This window comes from Oceanibaculum sp. (genome assembly GCF_022449305.1).
Taxonomy (GTDB): Bacteria; Pseudomonadota; Alphaproteobacteria; order Oceanibaculales; family Oceanibaculaceae; genus Oceanibaculum; species Oceanibaculum indicum.
Map to the genome: position 1 here is coordinate 16,268 of NZ_JAKUSO010000017.1, position 16,727 is coordinate 32,994.

Consider the following 16,727-nt stretch of genomic DNA (forward strand, 5'->3'; position numbering starts at 1 on the left):
CCCGGCCTCTTGATTCAGATCAAAGCCAGGTGGACCTCTCATCTTTATGTTTTCAAATATAAGCCGATAACGGTGGGGCGCGGCCTCTGGCTGATGCCCGCGGATGGAGGAGCATGCCTATGTCTGATTTCAGCGTCCCCGGACTGAACCGCCGCGCCTTCCTGAAAGCCACTCTGGCCGCCACGGCGGGTAGTGCCCTTATGGCAGCGCCTCTGGGCAGGTCGTCGCAGGCCATCGCGCAAGACAAGGCTGTGCGCATCGCCATTGCCGGCGCAGGGGCCGCCGGCCTGGCCGTGGCAGCGCAGCTTTCCCGCCGGCTGAACCGCGCGGAGATCACCCTGATCGATGACCGCGTCACCCACCTCTACCAGCCCGGCTTCACGCTGGTCGCCGCCGGGCTGTGGGGTCCGGAACGGGTGCAGTGGGCGAATGCGGATTACATGCCGTCCCGCGTGCGCTGGGTGCGCGCGCGCGTCGCCGCCTTCGACCCGGAGGCGAACCGGGTTCTGGCACAGGACGGTACGGCGGTGCCCTACGACTTCCTGATCGTCGCCACCGGCCTCGATCTGCGCTACGACCTGATCGAGGGCATGGAGCCAGGGCTAATCGGTACAGAACATCGCATCGGCAGCGTCTATGCCGGGCCGGACGGCGCACTCCACACCTGGCAGGCGATGGCGCAGTTCCGCGAGCAGGGCGGCGATGCCGTGTTCACCCGCCCGCCCGGTGACATGAAATGCGCCGGCGCGCCGCTGAAGATGACCTTCCTGACCGATGACCGGCTGCGCGAGGCCGGTATGCGGTCGCGCGCACAGGTCACCTACGCCGCGCATGACGGCACGTTGTTCAGCGTGAAACCGGTGAACGAGAAGGTGAAGGAGCTGTTCGCCGGCCGCGACATCGCGGTCGCCTACAGCCATGTGCTGGAAGCGGTCGATCCCGGCCGGCGCATCGCCCGCTTCCGCCACGGCGCGGAGAGCGTGGAGATGCGCTACGACTTCCTGCATGTGGTGCCGCCGATGCGCGCCGCGCCGCCAGTCGCCGACGGGCCGCTGAGCTGGAAGGAAGGCCCGTTCGCCGCCCAGGGCTGGCTGGAAGTGGACCGCGACACGCTGCAGCACCGCCGCTACCCCAATATCTTCGGCGTCGGCGATGTGAATGGCGTGCCGCGCGGCAAGACGGCGGCCAGCGTGAAATGGCAGGCGCCCGTGGCGGTGCAGAACCTGATCGACACCATGGCCGGCAAGCCGCCCAGCGCCCGCTATAACGGCTATACCTCCTGCCCGATGATCACCAGGGTCGGTCAGGCCATGCTGATCGAGTTCGACTATGAGGGGCGGCTGATCCCGACCCTGCCGCTGATCGACCCGCTGGCGGAAAGCTGGGCGGCCTGGATGGTCGAGGAAAAGGCGCTGCGCCCGGTCTATGCGGCCATGCTGCGCGGCTTCGGTTGAGGGGAGAACGCCATGTCCGGCCTGTCGATGGGAAATATCTATTTCACCGCCCTGGAGTTCCTCGGGCTCTGGTTCTTTGCGCTGCTGGCGCTGGCCGCGATCTGGGCCGTGCTGGCGGTTCTGGCCTTGCGCACGGCACCGCCGCCGGACCGTGCCCGCCCGCGTTTCCTGGCGCTGCTGGCCGGGATCGTTGCTGCCATCCTGACGGCGCTGCTGCTACCGGCCTGGACCGATGCCGGCTTCCACCATGTCGCGGTACTGGCGGATTATGTGCTGCTGATCGGCGGTGCCGCCGGCATCGGCGCAGCAGTCGGCATCGCCCTGCTGCCGGTCCTGTGGCTGGCCGCCCGCCCCAGAAGCTAACGTCAGCCGCGCAGATGGCAGGACACCCAGTGTCCGTCCTTGGTCTGCTTCAGTTCCGGCCGTTCGGTGCCGCAGAGCGGCATCTGCTTGATCGGGCAGCGTGTGTGGAAGTGGCAGCCCGGCGGCGGGTTGATCGGGCTGGGCACATCGCCCTGCAGCATGATGCGCTTGCGCGCCACCGTCGGGTCGGGGATCGGCACCGCCGACAGCAGCGCCTCGGTATAGGGGTGCAGCGGGTTGGTATAAAGCTCGTTCGCCGGCGCAATCTCCACCACGCGGCCGAGATACATCACGGCGACCCGCGTGCTGATATGCTCCACCACTGACAGATCGTGGGCGATGAACATGTAGGTCAGGCTGAACTTCTCCTGCAGATCCTCCAGCAGGTTGATGACCTGCGCCTGGATCGACACGTCCAGCGCCGAGACCGGCTCGTCGCACACCACCAGCTTCGGGCTGACGGCAAGCGCCCGGGCGATGCCGATGCGCTGGCGCTGCCCGCCAGAGAATTCGTGCGGGTATCGCCGCATATGGTCGGCATTGAGCCCCACCGTCTCCAGCAGTTCGACGATGCGGTCCTCGAACTCGTGGCGGGTCTTCGTCAGATTGTGGATCAGCAGCGCCTCGCCGATGATCGACCCCACCGTCATGCGCGGGTTCAGCGAGGCGTAGGGGTCCTGGAAGATGATCTGCATGTCACGGCGCAGCGCGGCCAGTTCGCCCCGGCCCATCGCCATGACATCCTTGCCCTCGAACCATATCTCGCCGGCGGTCGGCTCGATCAGCCGCAGGATGCAGCGCCCGGTGGTGGATTTGCCGCAGCCCGACTCGCCGACCACGCCCAGCGTCTCGCCGGCGGCAAGCTCAAGATTCACGCCATCCACGGCATGCACCCGGTCCACCTCGCGCCCGAGGATGCCGCCGCGCACGGAGAAATGCTTCACCAGATCCCGGACCTTCAGAAGCGGCTCGGTCATCGCGTCGAATCCTCCGGATCAGTACAGGACACAGGCCACCTTGTGGCCCGGTTCGATCTCGCGCAACGGCGGGATTTCCGCCGTGCAGTCGGGGCGCGCCTGCTTGCAGCGCGCGGCGAAGCGGCATCCCGGCGGCGGGTTCAGCAGGCTGGGCACGCTGCCGCCGATTGCCTCCAGCCGGGTCTTCTTCACCGCGGCCAGGTCAATGCGCGGGATCGAGCGGATCAGCCCCTGCGTGTAAGGATGCAGCGGGTTGGCGAAGATGCGTTCGACCGGCGCCTCCTCCACCACCTTGCCGGCATACATGACGACGACGCGCTCCGTCACCTCCGCCACCACGCCCATCGCGTGGGTGATCAGCATGACCGCCATGCCGAGGCGCTCCTTCATCTCGGCCAGCAGGTCGAGAATCTGCGCCTGGATGGTCACGTCCAGCGCGGTGGTCGGCTCGTCGGCGATCAGCAGCTGCGGGTTGCAGGACAGCGCCATGGCGATCATCACGCGCTGGCGCATGCCGCCGGAGAACTGGTGCGGATAGTCGCGCACCCGCCGTTCCGGCGTCGGGATATTGACCAGGCGCAGCATCTCCACCGCCCGGTCCATCGCGTCGCGGCGGCTGAGATTCTCGTGCAGCCGCACCACCTCGGCGATCTGCTCACCCACCGTATAGACCGGGTTCAGGCTGGTCATCGGCTCCTGGAAGACGATGGCGATCTCCTTGGCGCGTATGTCGCGCATTTCGTCGGCATCCAGCTTTACGATGTCGCGGCCACGCCAGAGGATCTCGCCCTCGACGATCTTCGCCGGCGGCATCGGGATCAGCTTCAGCACCGACATGGCGGTGACGGTCTTGCCGCAGCCCGACTCGCCGACCACGCCCAGCGTCTCGCCCCGGTTCAGCGTCAGATCGACGCCATCCACCGCGCGCACCCAGCCATCGTCGGTCTTGAAATGAGTCTTCAGCCCGCGAATGCGCAGCAGGGCGTCACCGCCCGCAGCCGGTTCCGTCATTCCCGGATTCCCCCTACATGACCTTGCGCGGGTCGAGCGCATCGCGCAGCCCGTCGCCGATGAAATTGATGGTGAGCACCGCCAGGAAGATCGCGGCACCCGCGAAGATCGCCCAGTGCGGTGCGAAGTCGAGATAATCCTTGGCGTCGTACAGCAGCCGGCCCCAGGTCGGGATGTCCGGCGGGAAGCCCAGCCCCAGGAAGGACAGGGTCGATTCGGCGATGATCGCGGCCGCCACATCGATGGTGCCGGCGACGATCACCGGCCCCAGCGAGTTGGGCAGGATATGGCGCACCACCACACGCGGCGTGGAAGCACCCAGCGCCCGCGCCGCCTCGACGAATTCCTTCTCGCGCAGGGAGAAGAACTGCGCGCGCACCAGGCGGGCCACCGGCATCCATCGCAACCCGCCGATGACAATGACAATCAGGATGAACACGCCGACCTCCGGCCCGGCGATCTCCTTCAGCGCATCGCGGAACAGGTAGATCACCAGCAGCAGCAGCGGCAGCTGCGGCAGCGACAGGAACAGGTCGGTAAGCCACATCAGCGCGGTGTCGACGCTGCCGCGCGCGATGCCGGCAATGGCGCCGATCACCGTACCGACCAGCACCGCCACCAGCATGGCCGCCAGCCCGACCGCCAGCGAGATGCGCCCGCCATAGAGCATGCGGGCCAGCAGGTCCTGCCCCAGATCGTCGGTGCCCAGCGGGTGCTTCCAGGACGGGCCTTCAAGCTGCGAGGAGAAGTCGATCTCGTTGATCGGCACCGTCCAGAGGAACGGGCCGATCAGCACGGCCAGCACCATCAGCAGCAGGATGGCGGCACTGGCCACCGCCAGCTTGTGGCGGCGGAACCGGCGCCATGCCTCATGCGCGGGCGAAATATGCTTCGCCCGGGCAACGGCCGGCACGGCCGCGTCAGCGGTAGGAGATGCGGGGGTCGAGCCAGCCATAGAGCAGGTCCGCGATGAGGTTGAAGAGAATGACGAGGCAGGCGAAGACGAAGGTGACGGCCATGATGACCGGCGTGTCGTTCGCCAGGATGGCGGCGATCAGCAGCGAGCCGATGCCGGGAATGCGGAAGATCTGTTCGGTGACGATGGCACCGCCGAACACCACCGGCATCTGCAATGCGACCAGCGTGACCACCGGGATGAGCGCGTTGCGCACCACATGCTTCACCACCACCACCCGCTCGCGCAGCCCCTTGGAGCGGGCCGTCGTCACGTAATCCAGCCGGATCACGTCGAGCACGGCGGAGCGCACGAAGCGCGTCCAGGATGCCCCCTGGAACAGGCCCAGCACGGCGATCGGCATGATCGACTGCTTGAAATGCTCCCACAACCAGGCCAGCCCCGTCGCCTCCACGTCCGAGCGATAGACGAAGGGCAGCCAGTCCAGATGGATCGAGAAGATCAGAATGAACAGGATGCCGGTGAAGAAGGTCGGCAGCGAGAAGCCGATGAAGGCGAAGGTGTTGGCGACCTGGTCGAACACCGAATAGGGCCGGGTCGCGGCGATCACGCCGACCGGCAGGGCAATCGCCAGCGCCAGCAGCTGCGACAGGCCGATGATGATCAGCGTCGCTGGCAGGCGCTGCATGATCAGATCGTCAACATCGACACGGCTGACGAAGGAAAAGCCCCAGTCGCCGTTCAGCATGGCGATCAGCCAGCGGACATACCGCTCCCACACCGGATCGTCCAGGCCGAACTGCTCGCGTAGATTCGCGCGCACCTCGGGCGGGATGTTCGGGTTGGTGGCAAGTTCTTCGAAGGGGTCGCCCGGCGCCAGCGCCAGGACGGTGAAAAGCACGATACTGATGCCGAGCAGGCTGGGCAGCGCCACCAGCAGCCGGCGGATGAGATACTGACTCACTGTCGGGTCACTCCGCAGAGAAGCGGGAAAAAGGGCCGGCCATCATGGCCGGCCCCATCCGGAATGGACTTCTCACGCGTCGCGATACCAGCTCCTCACATTCCACAGGCTGCTGTCCCAGCCGCTGGGCTGGCAATGCAGCTTGTTGGAGGCAGCGGCGACACCCGGGCGATAGATCACCGGAATGTTCACCACATTCTCGATCACCAGATCGTTCATGGCGATGAACAAGGCCGCGCGCTTCACCGGGTCCAGTTCGCCCTCCGCCTGGCGGTACAGCTTGTCGTAATCCTCGTTGTACCAGCGGGTGATGTTGCGGCCCTGCCACTTGTTCTCCATCGTGGAAATCTCCCACGTGGTGAACTGGTTCATGAACAGCGCCGGATCGGGCTGCGGCTGGGTCGTCGTGTACATCTGGATGTCGGTATAGAACTTCGTATAGGTGTCCGGATTGCCGACATCGGAGGAGAAGTACACCGAAGCGGTGATCGACTTCAGCTCCAGCTCGATGCCCGCCTTCTGGCAGGCCTGCTTCACGATGGCCTGGGTCTTCTGGCGCGGTGCGTTGATCGAGGTCTGGAAGACCATCTTCAGCTGCTTGCCACCCTTCTCGCGGATGCCACCGCTGCCGACCTTCCAGCCGCCATCCTCCAGGATCTTGATGGCCTTCTCGACATTGAACTCAAAGGCCGTCTTGCTGGAGCGGAAACGTTCCGGATTGTTCAGGAAGTTGCGGGTGGCAACACCGCCGCGCCCATAGATGTGATCCTGCACCGACTGGCGGTCCACCAGCAGGTTCATCGCCTGCCGCACCGCCGGATCGGTCAGGAACGGGTGCTTGGTCTTCATGCTGGACCGCTCGCCGCCCTCGACCTCGGTCCAGGGATCGGTGTTGTTCAGCTGGATATGCTCGATGGAGCCGCCCTCAAAGACGATGACCTTGCCGCGACCGCCATCTTCCAGCCGCTTCAGGATCGAATCCTCGACCTGCATGTTCCAGGCATAGTCGTATTCGCCGGTCTGGATGACTGCGCGTGCCGCCGAAACCGCATCGCCGCCGCCCTTCATCTCGATGGCATCGAAATAGGGCATGTTGGGCACGTGGTAGTTCGGGTTGCGCTCGCCGCGCACCAGATCGCCCGGCTTGAACTCGACGAACTTGAACGGGCCGGTGCCGACCGGCGCCAGGTTGGCGGGCGCCTCGCGCGACTTCGCCCCGGCATACTCCGCGAACAGATGCTTCGGGATGAGGCAGCCGCGATTGCCGACGAAGGCATCGGCCCAGAACGGCGTTGGCTTGCTGAACATCACCTTCACGGTGTGGGTATCGACCTTCTCCACCTCGACATCGCGGTAGGTGCCGCTGGTCACCGAGGCGGTCGCCGGATCGCGGCCATATTCCCAGTTGAACACGCAATCATCGGCGGTGAAGGGCTGCCCGTCATGCCAGGTCACACCCTGCTTCAGCTTCCAGGTGACGGTCTTGCCATCCTCGGACAGGCCGCCATTTTCCCGCGTCGGGATTTCCGCCGCCAGGATCGGAATTAGCGTGCCGTCCGGCGCCCAGGCAGCCAGCGGCTCATAGAAAACACGCGAGCCGTCCTGGTCCTTGGTGCCGGTCGCGAAATGCGGGTTCAGCAGCGTCGGACCCTGCCACCACAGCAGCTTCAGCGTGCCGCCGCCGCCGGCCTTGGTCGGCTTGTACTCCATCGCGCCCTGCGCCAGCGCGACACCGGAAGACAACAGCATCTGGCTGGCCAGCGGGGCGGTCAGCCCCAGCATCACCATGCGGGAAATGAAGCCGCGTCGCGACAGCTTGCCCTGCTTGACCTTATTGATAAGCCCCCTGAGTTCCCGTTCTTTCATGAGAACCTCCCCCTCGATTGTGGTTTCGAGTGAATGCCCCCACCGACTCCGGGATGGAAACTGTAAGGAGCAATGACATGCTAATGTAGCATTAACCGTCACGCACCCCCTTTTTGCATGCCCCTTACTATTTTATTGCAATGCTGGAATCCGGGATCAGGCGTCAGCCAAAAAGCCTTGAAAATCAGGCCACTGCCAGGATGCTGACGATCCGCCTTTCCAGCGATTGCAGGGAGACGGGCTTCACCAGATAGCCGTTCACCCACAGTTTCTTCGCCTGCATGACGGTCTCCTGCTGTGCATCCGCCGTCAGGAAAACCACGGGCGTGTCCTTCACCAGCCCCATCGGCAGGGACCGAAGCCGGTTCAGGAAAGTCAGACCGTCCATCGGCTCCATATGAATGTCACAGAGCACAATGTCAGGGCGGGTGCGCACCACCTCCTTCAGCCCCTCGCCGCCCTCCTTCGCCTCATAGATCAGCTCCACGCCAAGCTGATGGAGCAGCCGGCGGATCAGCACGCGGATGAAATCCTCATCCTCGATGATGACGATCTTCAGTGCCTTGAAATTGACGCTCACCGCGCTCTCCCTGACATGTTCATCCCAAGCTCTTCCCAAGGCCATCCACGGCGGCGCTGAATTCGGCGGCGCTGTCCGGCAGGGTCGAGGCCAGCAGTTCCGCCGTGTCCAGATCGCCGGCATCCAGCACATCCTGCAGGTCCGATGCCGTCTGCCCCAGCCGCACCGCGCCGATGGACAGGGCCGAGCCATTCAGCGCATGCGCCTCGTGCCGGGCCGCTGCCGCATCGCCGGCCCGAAGCGCCGCCTCCAGCCGGGCGAGGCGCGCCGGCACATCCTCGGCGAAGCGGCGCAGGAAAGCGATGGCCTCCGCATCGATGGCCCCGAAGCTTTCCCCCAGCTGGTCGAGTGACAGGATGTCGGGATCGGCCGCCGGCGCTTTCGGCGCTGCAGGCGCAGGTTGCTCTGACGCGGCGCTCTTCGGCCGGCGCAGCGACTGGGCCTGCGGCAGCATCTCTTCGAGTACCCGCGCCAGCGCCGCGCTGTTGATCGGCTTCGTCAGATAGCCGTCCATGCCGGCCTCGAAGCATTGCTGTTCGGTGCCGGCCAGCGCATCGGCGGTCAGGGCCACGATGGGCAGGCGCGCCGTATCCGGCTCCTCCTGCGCGCGGATCGCGGCGGTCAGCTCGAAACCATCCATCTCCGGCATGTGGAAATCGGTCAGCAACAGACCGTAACCGGTTTCCGCCTCCAGCCGGTCGAGCGCCAGCCGGCCATTCGCCGCGACCTCATGCGCGTAGCCGAGCCGCGTCAGATGCCGGCCGATGACGATCTGGTTCGTCGGATTATCCTCCGCGACCAGGATCAGCGCCTGCGCTGACCGCGCCTCCTCCAGCCCGGGCGGTTCCAGTTCTTCCGTTCCAGCCAGCAACTGGCCCCGTGTCAGCAATGCCGCGCGGCCCATCGCGGCGGCGATCGCATTCCACAGCCGCGCGCGGCGCATCGGATGCAGCAGCGTGACCAGCAGCCCTCGCCGCTCTGCCTCGGAAATGGTCGAGAACAGCCGACGCGAGGCGAGCAGCGCCAGCTTCGGGCCATCCCCGCCCAACCTTGTGCGCAGATCGCGCGCCAGTGCCAGCCCCGGCATGTCCGGCAGTGCTGCCTCGATCAGGACCAGATGCGACGGCGTACCGGAAGCGGAAAGCGCCGCCAGCGCCGTGGCGCCATCCGGCCAGACCGACGGCGCGGCTGCCCCGGCGAAGCGCATATAGCCGGCGATGGCATCGGCCAGCGGCGCCGGCACGCCGACCAGCGCCAGCCGCGCATCGGCGATGTCGGCCTCCGGGCGGATACCCGCCTCATCCATGACCGCCATCGGCAGCTCTACCCAGAAGGTCGATCCCTTGCCGGCCTCGCTGTCCACGCCGATGCGGCCGCCCATCATCTCGGTCAGGCGGTGCGAGATCGACAGCCCAAGGCCGGTGCCGCCAAACTTCCGCGCGGTCGAACTATCGGCCTGCATGAAGGGCTGGAACAGCCGGCCCTGCTGCTCCGGGGTCAGCCCGATGCCGCTGTCGATGACCTCCAGCCGGACCGGCAGGGTCGCGCCCGCCGTCGGCTTTGCCGTATCGGGCAACGACACGCGCAGCGTCACATGGCCTTCTTCGGTGAACTTCACCGCATTACCGCCGAGATTGAGCAGGATCTGCCGCAGCCGCGTCGGGTCACCCTGCAGCCGCCCCGGCAGGCACGGATCGATATCCACGATGAGGTGCAGCCCCTTCTCCTCCGCCCGCAGCGCCAGCAGGTCGCCGACATCCTCGACGATCTCCGACAGGTCGATGGTCAGCATCTCGATGTCCAGCTTGCCGGCCTCGATCTTCGAGAAGTCGAGAATGTCGTTGATGATGCCAAGCAGCGCCGCCGAGGATTGCCTTATGATCGCGCTCATCCCGCGCTGCTCGTCGGTCAGCGGTGTCTGGTCCAGCAGTTCGGCCATCGACATGACGCCATTCATCGGTGTGCGGATTTCGTGGCTCATCGAGGCCAGGAAATTGGACTTCGCCTCGGTCGCCGCCTCGGCCTGCCGGCGCGCCACCTGCAGCTCGGCATTGGCATCCGCCAGGGCCTGGCGCTGTGCCTCGATCTTCTGGGCGACGCGTCGGCGCCATTCGAACGCAACCAGCATCAGCAGCATCAGGACCGAGGAGGCGATGGGCATGGCGCTGCCGCGCAGCGCCAGCGCAAACTGACCGCCGGGCGGCGGCGTCAGCTCCAAGCTCCAGGGTGCGCGGGTCAGGTCATAGCGCGTCGCCCCGGGGGCAGGCGGGCGGTCGTCATACCAGAAGCGCGTGCCATCACGCTCCACCAGGTTGAGATAGCCATACTCGACCGGGAAACCATTCAGCAGCCGCAGCAGATGATCCAGCGTGATATCGACCGCGACGATCCCCTCGAAGCGTTCGTCTATATAGACCGGGCGACCGATGGTGGTGACCGGTCCCCGGCCGCCATCATCCTCATAGACCGGCGTGAAATATTCGGCGCCCCAGGGGTTGAGGGCCGGCGTGCCAAGCTGGAAATAGGGCTCCTCCAGATCCTCGTCGGCATAGGTCAGTTCCGCCGACGGGACCCATGGATAGACGAACTCGAACCGTCTGGCCGAGACGTAATAGATCCACGGAATATTCGGCAGCCGCTCGGTCGCCAGCCGGAACACCGTATGCAGCGACAACGCCATCTCGACCTCGGCCAGAAAGGCATCGCCCCGCCCTTGCAGCCCGCCAAGGCCGGTCAGGTTGCCGATCTCCAGCGGAATTATGCCGCGCGACGGCATGTCGAGATGGTAGCGCCCGTCCGGCTCCTCGGTCAGGGCAAGATAAAGGTCGCTGGGCGGGGCGAAGTCGGGCCGGTTGATTCGGTAATCGATGGCCAGCTTCTGCATCAGCTCGACCAGGACTTTCGCCGTGCCGACCATGTAATCGACACGGCCCCGCACGCGCAGCGCCTGTTCCTCGATCCTTTCGGCAACGCGTGCCTGCTCTTCGTGGACACTGTAGGCAGCAAAGCCGACGGCCCCTGCCGCCACCGCCAGATAACAGGCCAAAAGCGCAGCCGGCGCGATCCGCATGCTCCTCGACCTCTCTTCAGCTGTCTGCCCGGTCGGCACCTTGGCGCCGTCAGGAGGCGATGCGGTTTCGCCGCGACCATCAAAGGATTGGTTTTAACTAAAATCGCAGCAAGCAACGCCCGTCAATCTTCACTTGACGAAATCCCATATATGGGAAATTTTCTCCTTTATGGAACAAGCACTCCTCGAAGACACCTCCATCGATGACCGGCTGGCCCAGCGCCTGCGCGCACTGCGGGGCGAGCGCCGCTGGACGCTGGACGAGCTGGCGGAGCGCAGCGGCGTCAGCCGCGCCACCCTGTCGCGGCTGGAAAAGGCGGAGGTCAGCCCGACCGCCAAGGTACTGGGCCAGCTCTGCGCGGCCTATGGCATGACGCTGTCGCGCCTGATGCATCTGGTGGAAGCGGAATTCACCCCGTTGCTGCCGCGCGCGGCGCAGCCGGTCTGGCACGATCCCGACAGCGGGTTCCACCGCCGCTCCGTCTCGCCACCGGCGCAGGCGCTGGCCGGCGAGGTGCTGGAAGGCACGCTCGATCCCGGTGCGCGCATCGACTATCCCCGACCGCCCCGTCCGGGGCTGGAGCATCATCTGGTGCTGCTGGACGGCGCGCTGGAGGTGACGGTCGGAGGGCGCACCCATGCGCTGCGGCCGGGCGACTGCCTGCGCTACCAGCTGTTCGGCGAAAGCGTCTTCTCCACGCCCGCCCGGCAGGGCGCGCGCTATCTGATCTTCATCCTGTGAGGGCAATCATGCTGGCCACCGCGCAGACCGATATCTCCATCCTTCCGGCCGAGGCTTTCGCCGGCAGCCTCGGCGAACTGACCGCGCTGCTGCATGCCTGCGTCAGCGCCGGGGCCAGCATCAGCTTCATACAGCCCTTTGGGCTGGCGGACAGCGAGGCCTTCTGGCGGCGCAAGGTACAGCCCGGCCTGGCCGATGGCAGCCGCATCCTGTTCATCGCCCGGCACGAGGGACGCCTTGCCGGATCGGTACAGCTCAATCTCGACACGCCGCCGAACCAGCCGCACCGGGCGGAGGTGAACAAGCTGATCGTGCATCCCGATTGCCGGCGCCTTGGCATCGCGCGGTCCCTGATGCTGGCGCTGGAGGTAGAGACGCGCGCGCGCGGCCGCAGCCTCATCACCCTGGACACGCGGACCGGCGACAAGGCGGAACCGCTCTACACCTCGCTGGGATACCAGACAGCCGGCATCGTTCCAGACTATTCCCGCGACGTCGCCATCGACCGGCTGGACGCGACCACGATCATGTACAAGCGGCTTTAGGCCGGATTGAGCTTCAGGCTTTCCAGCCGGGCGCGGATCTCGTCGCGCGCCATGCGGAAGCGCGCGCGGAAATCCTCCGGCGTCAGCGCGGGATCGGTCGAGGCCGGGTCGGCAATCGGCCAGTGCAACCGCTGCACCCGGCCGGGCAGGACCGGGCAGACCTCCTCGGCGCAGAGCGTGATGACGAGGTCGAGCCCTTCCGGATCAATGCCATCAACCGATTTCGAGTGCTGGCCGGTGATATCGATGCCCAGCTCGGCCATCGCCTCGATGGCATAGGGGTTGACGCGCGACGGGGCGGAGCCGGCGCTCATCACCCTCGCCCGGCTGCCGAACAGGTCGCGGGCCAGGCCTTCGGCCATCTGGCTACGGGCGGAATTTGCGACACACAGGAACAGGATGTTCATCGCCGGGCCTCCTGGGGGTGCAGCGGTTGGGTGCTGTCGTTCGCAGCGTCCGCCGTGTCGGGAAAATGCCGCTTCGTCCGGTTGGCGAAGGCGACCAGCGACAGCATCACCGGCACCTCCACCAGCACGCCGACGACAGTGACCAGCGCCGCCCCGGAATTGAGGCCGAACAGGCCGATGGCCACGGCGACCGCCAGCTCGAAGAAGTTCGAGGTGCCGATCAGGGCGCAGGGTGCCGCGATATTGTGCGGCACCCGCCATGCCCAGGCGGCGACATAGGCGATGGCGAAGATGCCGTAGGACTGGATCAGCAGCGGCACGGCGATCAGCCCGATCAGCAGCGGCTTGTCGAGGATGACATGCCCCTGGAAGCCAAACAGCAGCACCACCGTCGCCAGCAGGCCCAGGATCGAGAAGGGCTTTACCGCCGCGATGAAGCGGGCGACCCGCACTTCACCGCCACTACCGTTATTGGCCTTGCCGACCAGCGCCGCGCGCGTTGCCGCCCCGGCGGCCAACGGAATCACGACATAGAGCAGGACGGAGAGCAGCAGCGTCTCCCACGGCACCTGCAAATCGGTGACGCCCAGCAGCAGCGCCACGATCGGCGCGAAGGCAAAGATCATGATGATGTCGTTCAGCGACACCTGGACCAGCGTGTAATTGGGATCACCACGTGTCAGCTGCGACCAGATAAACACCATCGCCGTGCAGGGTGCCGCCCCCAGCAGGATGAGCCCGGCGATATACTGGCCGGCATCCGCAGGGTCGATCAGGTCGGTGAACAGGAATTCGAAGAACAGCACGCCCAGCGCCGCCATGGTGAAAGGCTTGATCAGCCAGTTCACCACGACCGTGATGACCAGACCCTTGGGTCGCCTGTGGATGTGCCGCAGGCTGGCGAAATCCACCGCCACCATCATCGGATAGACCATCGCCCAGATCAGCACGCCGACGGCCAGATTGACCGAGGCGTACTCCCAGCCGGCGACGGTCTGGAACAGGCCCGGCCAGACGCTGCCGAGCACGATTCCGGCGAGGATGCACAAGGCAACCCAGAGCGAGAGGTAACGGTCGAAGAGCGACATGGCGGGATACCTCGATTGCCGGATCAGCAGCAGGGTGCGGAGCCGTCCGCCCCGGAGAGGGCGGCAAGCAGGGCGGCCAGCGGGGTGAGGCTGTCCGGGTTCAGCGAATAGCAGACGCGCGGATGCTCGATCTGGCCGGTGATGATCCCGGCGGCCTTCAGGATGCGCAGATGCTCCGACACGGTGGACTGGGCCAGCCCGACCTCATCGACAATGTCGCAGCCGATGCAGGATTGCTTTGCCAGCAGCACACGGACGATGTGGATACGCGCCGGATGGCCAAGCGCCTTGGCGATAGCCGCCACGGCCTCGTCATCTTTGTCAAAGCCCGCATCGGGCCGCGGGGCCAGCAGCGTAGTCATGCCGCAACCTCATCTTCGTTTATCGTCGATTGACGATACATAAAGGCTGAGAGTGTACCCGTCAATGCTGCCGCGCGGCACCCGGAAGGCAGCCCGCACCGATGGCAACTACTTCATTGTGCCGGTCAGCCGGTCCTTCAGCTTGTACCAGTTCATCATCACCGGCAGGAACCAGGGCTTGCCATTGTAGAAGGGGATGCGCCGGAAGGCGTCGCTGTAGAAGGCCGAGGGCTCGTCCCGCTCCAGCACAAGGGCGGCCGCCTTCATGCCCATCCAGCGCGCCCACACGACGCCGGAACCGCAGAATCCGGCGGCATAGACGATGCCGTCCTGCACCGTCAGTTTCGGCAGCTGGTCCATCGGGAAGGCAACGAAGCCGCCCCAGTGATGCGTCAGCTTCACAGTGTCCAGTTCCGGGAAGATTTCGATCAGCCCCTGACGCAGCCGCTCACGCGCCTCCGCCGTGTCGCTGGCGTAGCGACGGCCGCCCAGCAGGATGCGCGTGCCATCGGGCGAGGGCCGGTAGTAATAGCCCAGTTGCCGTGTCTCGCCATGCATCTGGCGCTTCGGCATCAGCTTCTGCATCAGGTTCGGGCTGAGCGGTTCCGTCGCGATCATCTCGGAAATCACCGGCACGAGGCGGCGGCGCAGCCAGGGCAGCCCCTTGTCGGTATAGCCATTGGTGGCGACGATGACATGCGCCGCCTGGATCTTGCCCTTCGGAGTCGTCACCTCGAAGGAGGTACCGGTACGGCGGATGTTGGTAACGCCGACGCCGCTATGGATCGCGGCCCCGGCCGCCTCGGCAACGCCCCGCAGAGCGCGGTGCAGCTTCGCCGGATGGACGCCGCCGATATCGGCGCGGCGCACGCCGCCATGATAGAGGTCGGAGCCGATCTCATCCTGCATGTCCTGGCGCTCGACGATCACCGGCTCGACGCCGATATGCTCGTGCAGCAGCGCCATTTCCCGCTTCATCGTGTCCAGGATTTCCGGCCGCATCGCCCCGGTGAAGCGGCCGGTCGGCTGGAAATCGCAATCCAGCTTCTCCGCCTCAATGAAGGCGTAGAGTTCCTCGCGGGCCGCCACGCCCTCGGCATAGATGGCCTTCGCCTTCTCCAGCCCGTATTTCGAGATGAGGCTGGAAAAGGAATGCCGGATATTGCCGCTGGTGATGCCGCCATTGCGGCTGGACGCGCCATCGCCCGGGCGGTCACGTTCCAGCACCACGACATCGCGGCCCGCCCGCGCCAGCGGGATCGCCGCCCCCATGCCGGCATAGCCGCCGCCGACCACCACGACATCGGCCCTGGCCGGCAGCGTCCCTGTTGATGCCGCCGCGGGTTCGGCTTCTTCCCACCAATAGGGCATGTCGGGACGGGCGCTCATGACGGGACCTCTCGGGTTCGGGGCATCATCTGGCAGGATGGGACAGGCAATGCAGAACGCATGCCCGATACCGCGAAGTCTGCGCCGGCTTTCGCACCTGCGCAATGCCCGTCCCGTCATGGGCGCATGAATTAGCCTCCGTTTAGGGCTTTGGGTTCAGGGCCTTCGCATGATGGGCGATATGGTCGCCGATGAAGCTGGCGATGAAGTAGTAGCTGTGGCCATAGCCGGGCTGCATCCGCAGCTCCAGCGGATGGCCGACGCGCGCCGCCTCTGCCTCGAAAATCTCCGGCTTCAGCTGCTTCTCCAGAAAATCGTCAGCATCACCCTGGTCGATCAGGATCGGCAGCCGCTCCCGCACCCCTTCCAGCAAGGCCGTCGCGTCATAGGCGGCCCAGGCGGACTCATCCTCGCCCAGATAGGCAGTGAACGCCTTGCGGCCCCAGGGCACACGCGACGGGGCCACGATCGGCGCGAAGGCAGAGACCGCCTTGTAACGCCCCGGATTGCGCAGCGCGATGACCAACGCGCCAAGCCCGCCCATCGAATGCCCCATGATGCCGCGCCGGTCATCGACCGGGAAATGCGCCTCGATCAGCGCCGGCAGCTCCTCAACGATATAGTCGTACATCCGGTAATGGGGCGACCAGGGAGCCTGCGTGGCGTTCAGGTAGAACCCCGCCCCCTTGCCCAGATCATAGGCCGGATCATCCGCAACATCGCCGCCGCGCGGGCTGGTGTCCGGCGCCACCAGAACCACCCCCTGTTCCGCCGCATAGCGCTGCGCGCCGGCCTTGGTGATGAAATTCTGCTCGGTGCAGGTCAGGCCCGACAGCCAGTAGATCACGGGCAGCCGCGCCCCCTCGGCATGAGGGGGTACATAGACGGCGATATTCATCGCACAGCCAAGCGTGCGGGACTCGTGCCGCCAGACCTGCTGCGTGCCGCCAAAGGCGCGGTTACTCTCGGTAAGTTCCATGTCGCTTCCTTGTG

At 65.8% G+C, this 16,727-nt stretch carries 16 protein-coding genes; 4 read left to right on the plus strand and 12 right to left on the minus strand.

Going from position 1 to position 16,727, the window contains the following annotated elements:
- The first annotated feature begins 119 nt into the window (after positions 1–119).
- The gene (locus MK313_RS07505) at positions 120–1,454 is read left to right on the plus strand and encodes an FAD-dependent oxidoreductase (RefSeq protein ID WP_287780689.1); all 1,335 of its coding nucleotides are present in this window, start codon (positions 120–122) and stop codon (positions 1,452–1,454) included.
- A 12-nt stretch (positions 1,455–1,466) separates the two neighbouring features.
- Positions 1,467–1,817, plus strand: a complete 351-nt coding sequence (locus MK313_RS07510; protein ID WP_287780690.1) for a hypothetical protein — start codon at positions 1,467–1,469, stop codon at positions 1,815–1,817.
- Between the two features lie 2 nt (positions 1,818–1,819).
- Here MK313_RS07510 and MK313_RS07515 read toward each other — a convergent pair whose 3' ends face one another.
- From MK313_RS07515 to MK313_RS07545, 7 genes are all read right to left on the minus strand, one after another.
- The gene (locus MK313_RS07515; protein WP_287780691.1) at positions 1,820–2,794 is read right to left on the minus strand and encodes an ABC transporter ATP-binding protein; all 975 of its coding nucleotides are present in this window, start codon (positions 2,792–2,794) and stop codon (positions 1,820–1,822) included.
- Between the two features lie 18 nt (positions 2,795–2,812).
- Positions 2,813–3,805: an ABC transporter ATP-binding protein gene (locus MK313_RS07520; RefSeq protein ID WP_287780692.1), complete on the minus strand. Its 993-nt coding sequence runs from the start codon at positions 3,803–3,805 to the stop codon at positions 2,813–2,815.
- Positions 3,806–3,818: 13 nt separating this feature from the next.
- A complete protein-coding gene (locus MK313_RS07525; RefSeq protein ID WP_287780693.1) occupies positions 3,819–4,718 on the minus strand; it encodes an ABC transporter permease in 900 nt (299 codons plus the stop codon).
- 7 nt (positions 4,719–4,725) lie between these two features.
- Entirely contained in the window at positions 4,726–5,685 is a 960-nt protein-coding gene (locus MK313_RS07530) for an ABC transporter permease (RefSeq protein WP_008945450.1), read from the minus strand.
- 72 nt (positions 5,686–5,757) lie between these two features.
- Positions 5,758–7,551 carry a peptide ABC transporter substrate-binding protein gene (locus MK313_RS07535; RefSeq protein ID WP_287780694.1) on the minus strand — a complete coding sequence of 598 codons (1,794 nt, stop codon included), beginning with the start codon at positions 7,549–7,551 and terminating at the stop codon, positions 5,758–5,760.
- A gap of 184 nt (positions 7,552–7,735) precedes the next feature.
- Positions 7,736–8,131, minus strand: a complete 396-nt coding sequence (locus MK313_RS07540) for a response regulator (RefSeq protein WP_287780695.1) — start codon at positions 8,129–8,131, stop codon at positions 7,736–7,738.
- A 19-nt stretch (positions 8,132–8,150) separates the two neighbouring features.
- Positions 8,151–11,201: an ATP-binding protein gene (locus tag MK313_RS07545; RefSeq protein ID WP_287780696.1), complete on the minus strand. Its 3,051-nt coding sequence runs from the start codon at positions 11,199–11,201 to the stop codon at positions 8,151–8,153.
- 169 nt (positions 11,202–11,370) lie between these two features.
- Between MK313_RS07545 and MK313_RS07550 the strand changes: the two genes are divergently transcribed.
- Positions 11,371–11,943 (plus strand): helix-turn-helix domain-containing protein, encoded by a 573-nt coding sequence (locus MK313_RS07550; protein ID WP_287780697.1) that lies wholly within the window; start codon positions 11,371–11,373, stop codon positions 11,941–11,943.
- A gap of 8 nt (positions 11,944–11,951) precedes the next feature.
- Positions 11,952–12,488: a GNAT family N-acetyltransferase gene (locus MK313_RS07555; RefSeq protein ID WP_287780698.1), complete on the plus strand. Its 537-nt coding sequence runs from the start codon at positions 11,952–11,954 to the stop codon at positions 12,486–12,488.
- Here MK313_RS07555 and MK313_RS07560 read toward each other — a convergent pair.
- The 5 genes from MK313_RS07560 to fghA form a co-directional block, all read right to left on the minus strand.
- Positions 12,485–12,895: an arsenate reductase ArsC gene (locus MK313_RS07560; RefSeq protein WP_287780699.1), complete on the minus strand. Its 411-nt coding sequence runs from the start codon at positions 12,893–12,895 to the stop codon at positions 12,485–12,487. The two genes, MK313_RS07555 and MK313_RS07560, sit on opposite strands and share 4 nt — an antisense overlap.
- Positions 12,892–13,983, minus strand: coding sequence for an ACR3 family arsenite efflux transporter (gene arsB, locus MK313_RS07565; RefSeq protein WP_287780700.1), 1,092 nt, complete (start codon positions 13,981–13,983; stop codon positions 12,892–12,894). Before arsB ends, MK313_RS07560 begins: the two co-directional genes overlap by 4 nt.
- A 23-nt stretch (positions 13,984–14,006) precedes the next feature.
- Entirely contained in the window at positions 14,007–14,345 is a 339-nt protein-coding gene (locus tag MK313_RS07570; RefSeq protein ID WP_287780701.1) for an ArsR/SmtB family transcription factor, read from the minus strand.
- A gap of 108 nt (positions 14,346–14,453) precedes the next feature.
- The gene (locus MK313_RS07575; protein ID WP_287780702.1) at positions 14,454–15,734 is read right to left on the minus strand and encodes an NAD(P)/FAD-dependent oxidoreductase; all 1,281 of its coding nucleotides are present in this window, start codon (positions 15,732–15,734) and stop codon (positions 14,454–14,456) included.
- 142 nt (positions 15,735–15,876) lie between these two features.
- Positions 15,877–16,713: an S-formylglutathione hydrolase gene (fghA, locus tag MK313_RS07580; protein ID WP_287780703.1), complete on the minus strand. Its 837-nt coding sequence runs from the start codon at positions 16,711–16,713 to the stop codon at positions 15,877–15,879.
- Between the last annotated feature and the right edge of the window lie 14 nt (positions 16,714–16,727).

What these genes read in the sequence shown, in the direction of transcription:
- MK313_RS07560 (WP_287780699.1), bottom strand. Translation starts at nt 12,895, where the DNA reads ATGAACATCCTGTTCCTGTGTGTCGCAAATTCCGCCCGTAGCCAGATG.
- arsB (WP_287780700.1), bottom strand. Translation starts at nt 13,983, where the DNA reads ATGTCGCTCTTCGACCGTTACCTCTCGCTCTGGGTTGCCTTGTGCATC.
- MK313_RS07550 (WP_287780697.1), top strand. Translation starts at nt 11,371, where the DNA reads ATGGAACAAGCACTCCTCGAAGACACCTCCATCGATGACCGGCTGGCC.
- MK313_RS07555 (WP_287780698.1), top strand. Translation starts at nt 11,952, where the DNA reads ATGCTGGCCACCGCGCAGACCGATATCTCCATCCTTCCGGCCGAGGCT.
- fghA (WP_287780703.1), bottom strand. Translation starts at nt 16,713, where the DNA reads ATGGAACTTACCGAGAGTAACCGCGCCTTTGGCGGCACGCAGCAGGTC.
- MK313_RS07535 (WP_287780694.1), bottom strand. Translation starts at nt 7,551, where the DNA reads ATGAAAGAACGGGAACTCAGGGGGCTTATCAATAAGGTCAAGCAGGGC.
- MK313_RS07545 (WP_287780696.1), bottom strand. Translation starts at nt 11,201, where the DNA reads ATGCGGATCGCGCCGGCTGCGCTTTTGGCCTGTTATCTGGCGGTGGCG.
- MK313_RS07570 (WP_287780701.1), bottom strand. Translation starts at nt 14,345, where the DNA reads ATGACTACGCTGCTGGCCCCGCGGCCCGATGCGGGCTTTGACAAAGAT.
- MK313_RS07575 (WP_287780702.1), bottom strand. Translation starts at nt 15,734, where the DNA reads ATGAGCGCCCGTCCCGACATGCCCTATTGGTGGGAAGAAGCCGAACCC.
- MK313_RS07505 (WP_287780689.1), top strand. Translation starts at nt 120, where the DNA reads ATGTCTGATTTCAGCGTCCCCGGACTGAACCGCCGCGCCTTCCTGAAA.
- MK313_RS07520 (WP_287780692.1), bottom strand. Translation starts at nt 3,805, where the DNA reads ATGACGGAACCGGCTGCGGGCGGTGACGCCCTGCTGCGCATTCGCGGG.
- MK313_RS07515 (WP_287780691.1), bottom strand. Translation starts at nt 2,794, where the DNA reads ATGACCGAGCCGCTTCTGAAGGTCCGGGATCTGGTGAAGCATTTCTCC.
- MK313_RS07510 (WP_287780690.1), top strand. Translation starts at nt 1,467, where the DNA reads ATGTCCGGCCTGTCGATGGGAAATATCTATTTCACCGCCCTGGAGTTC.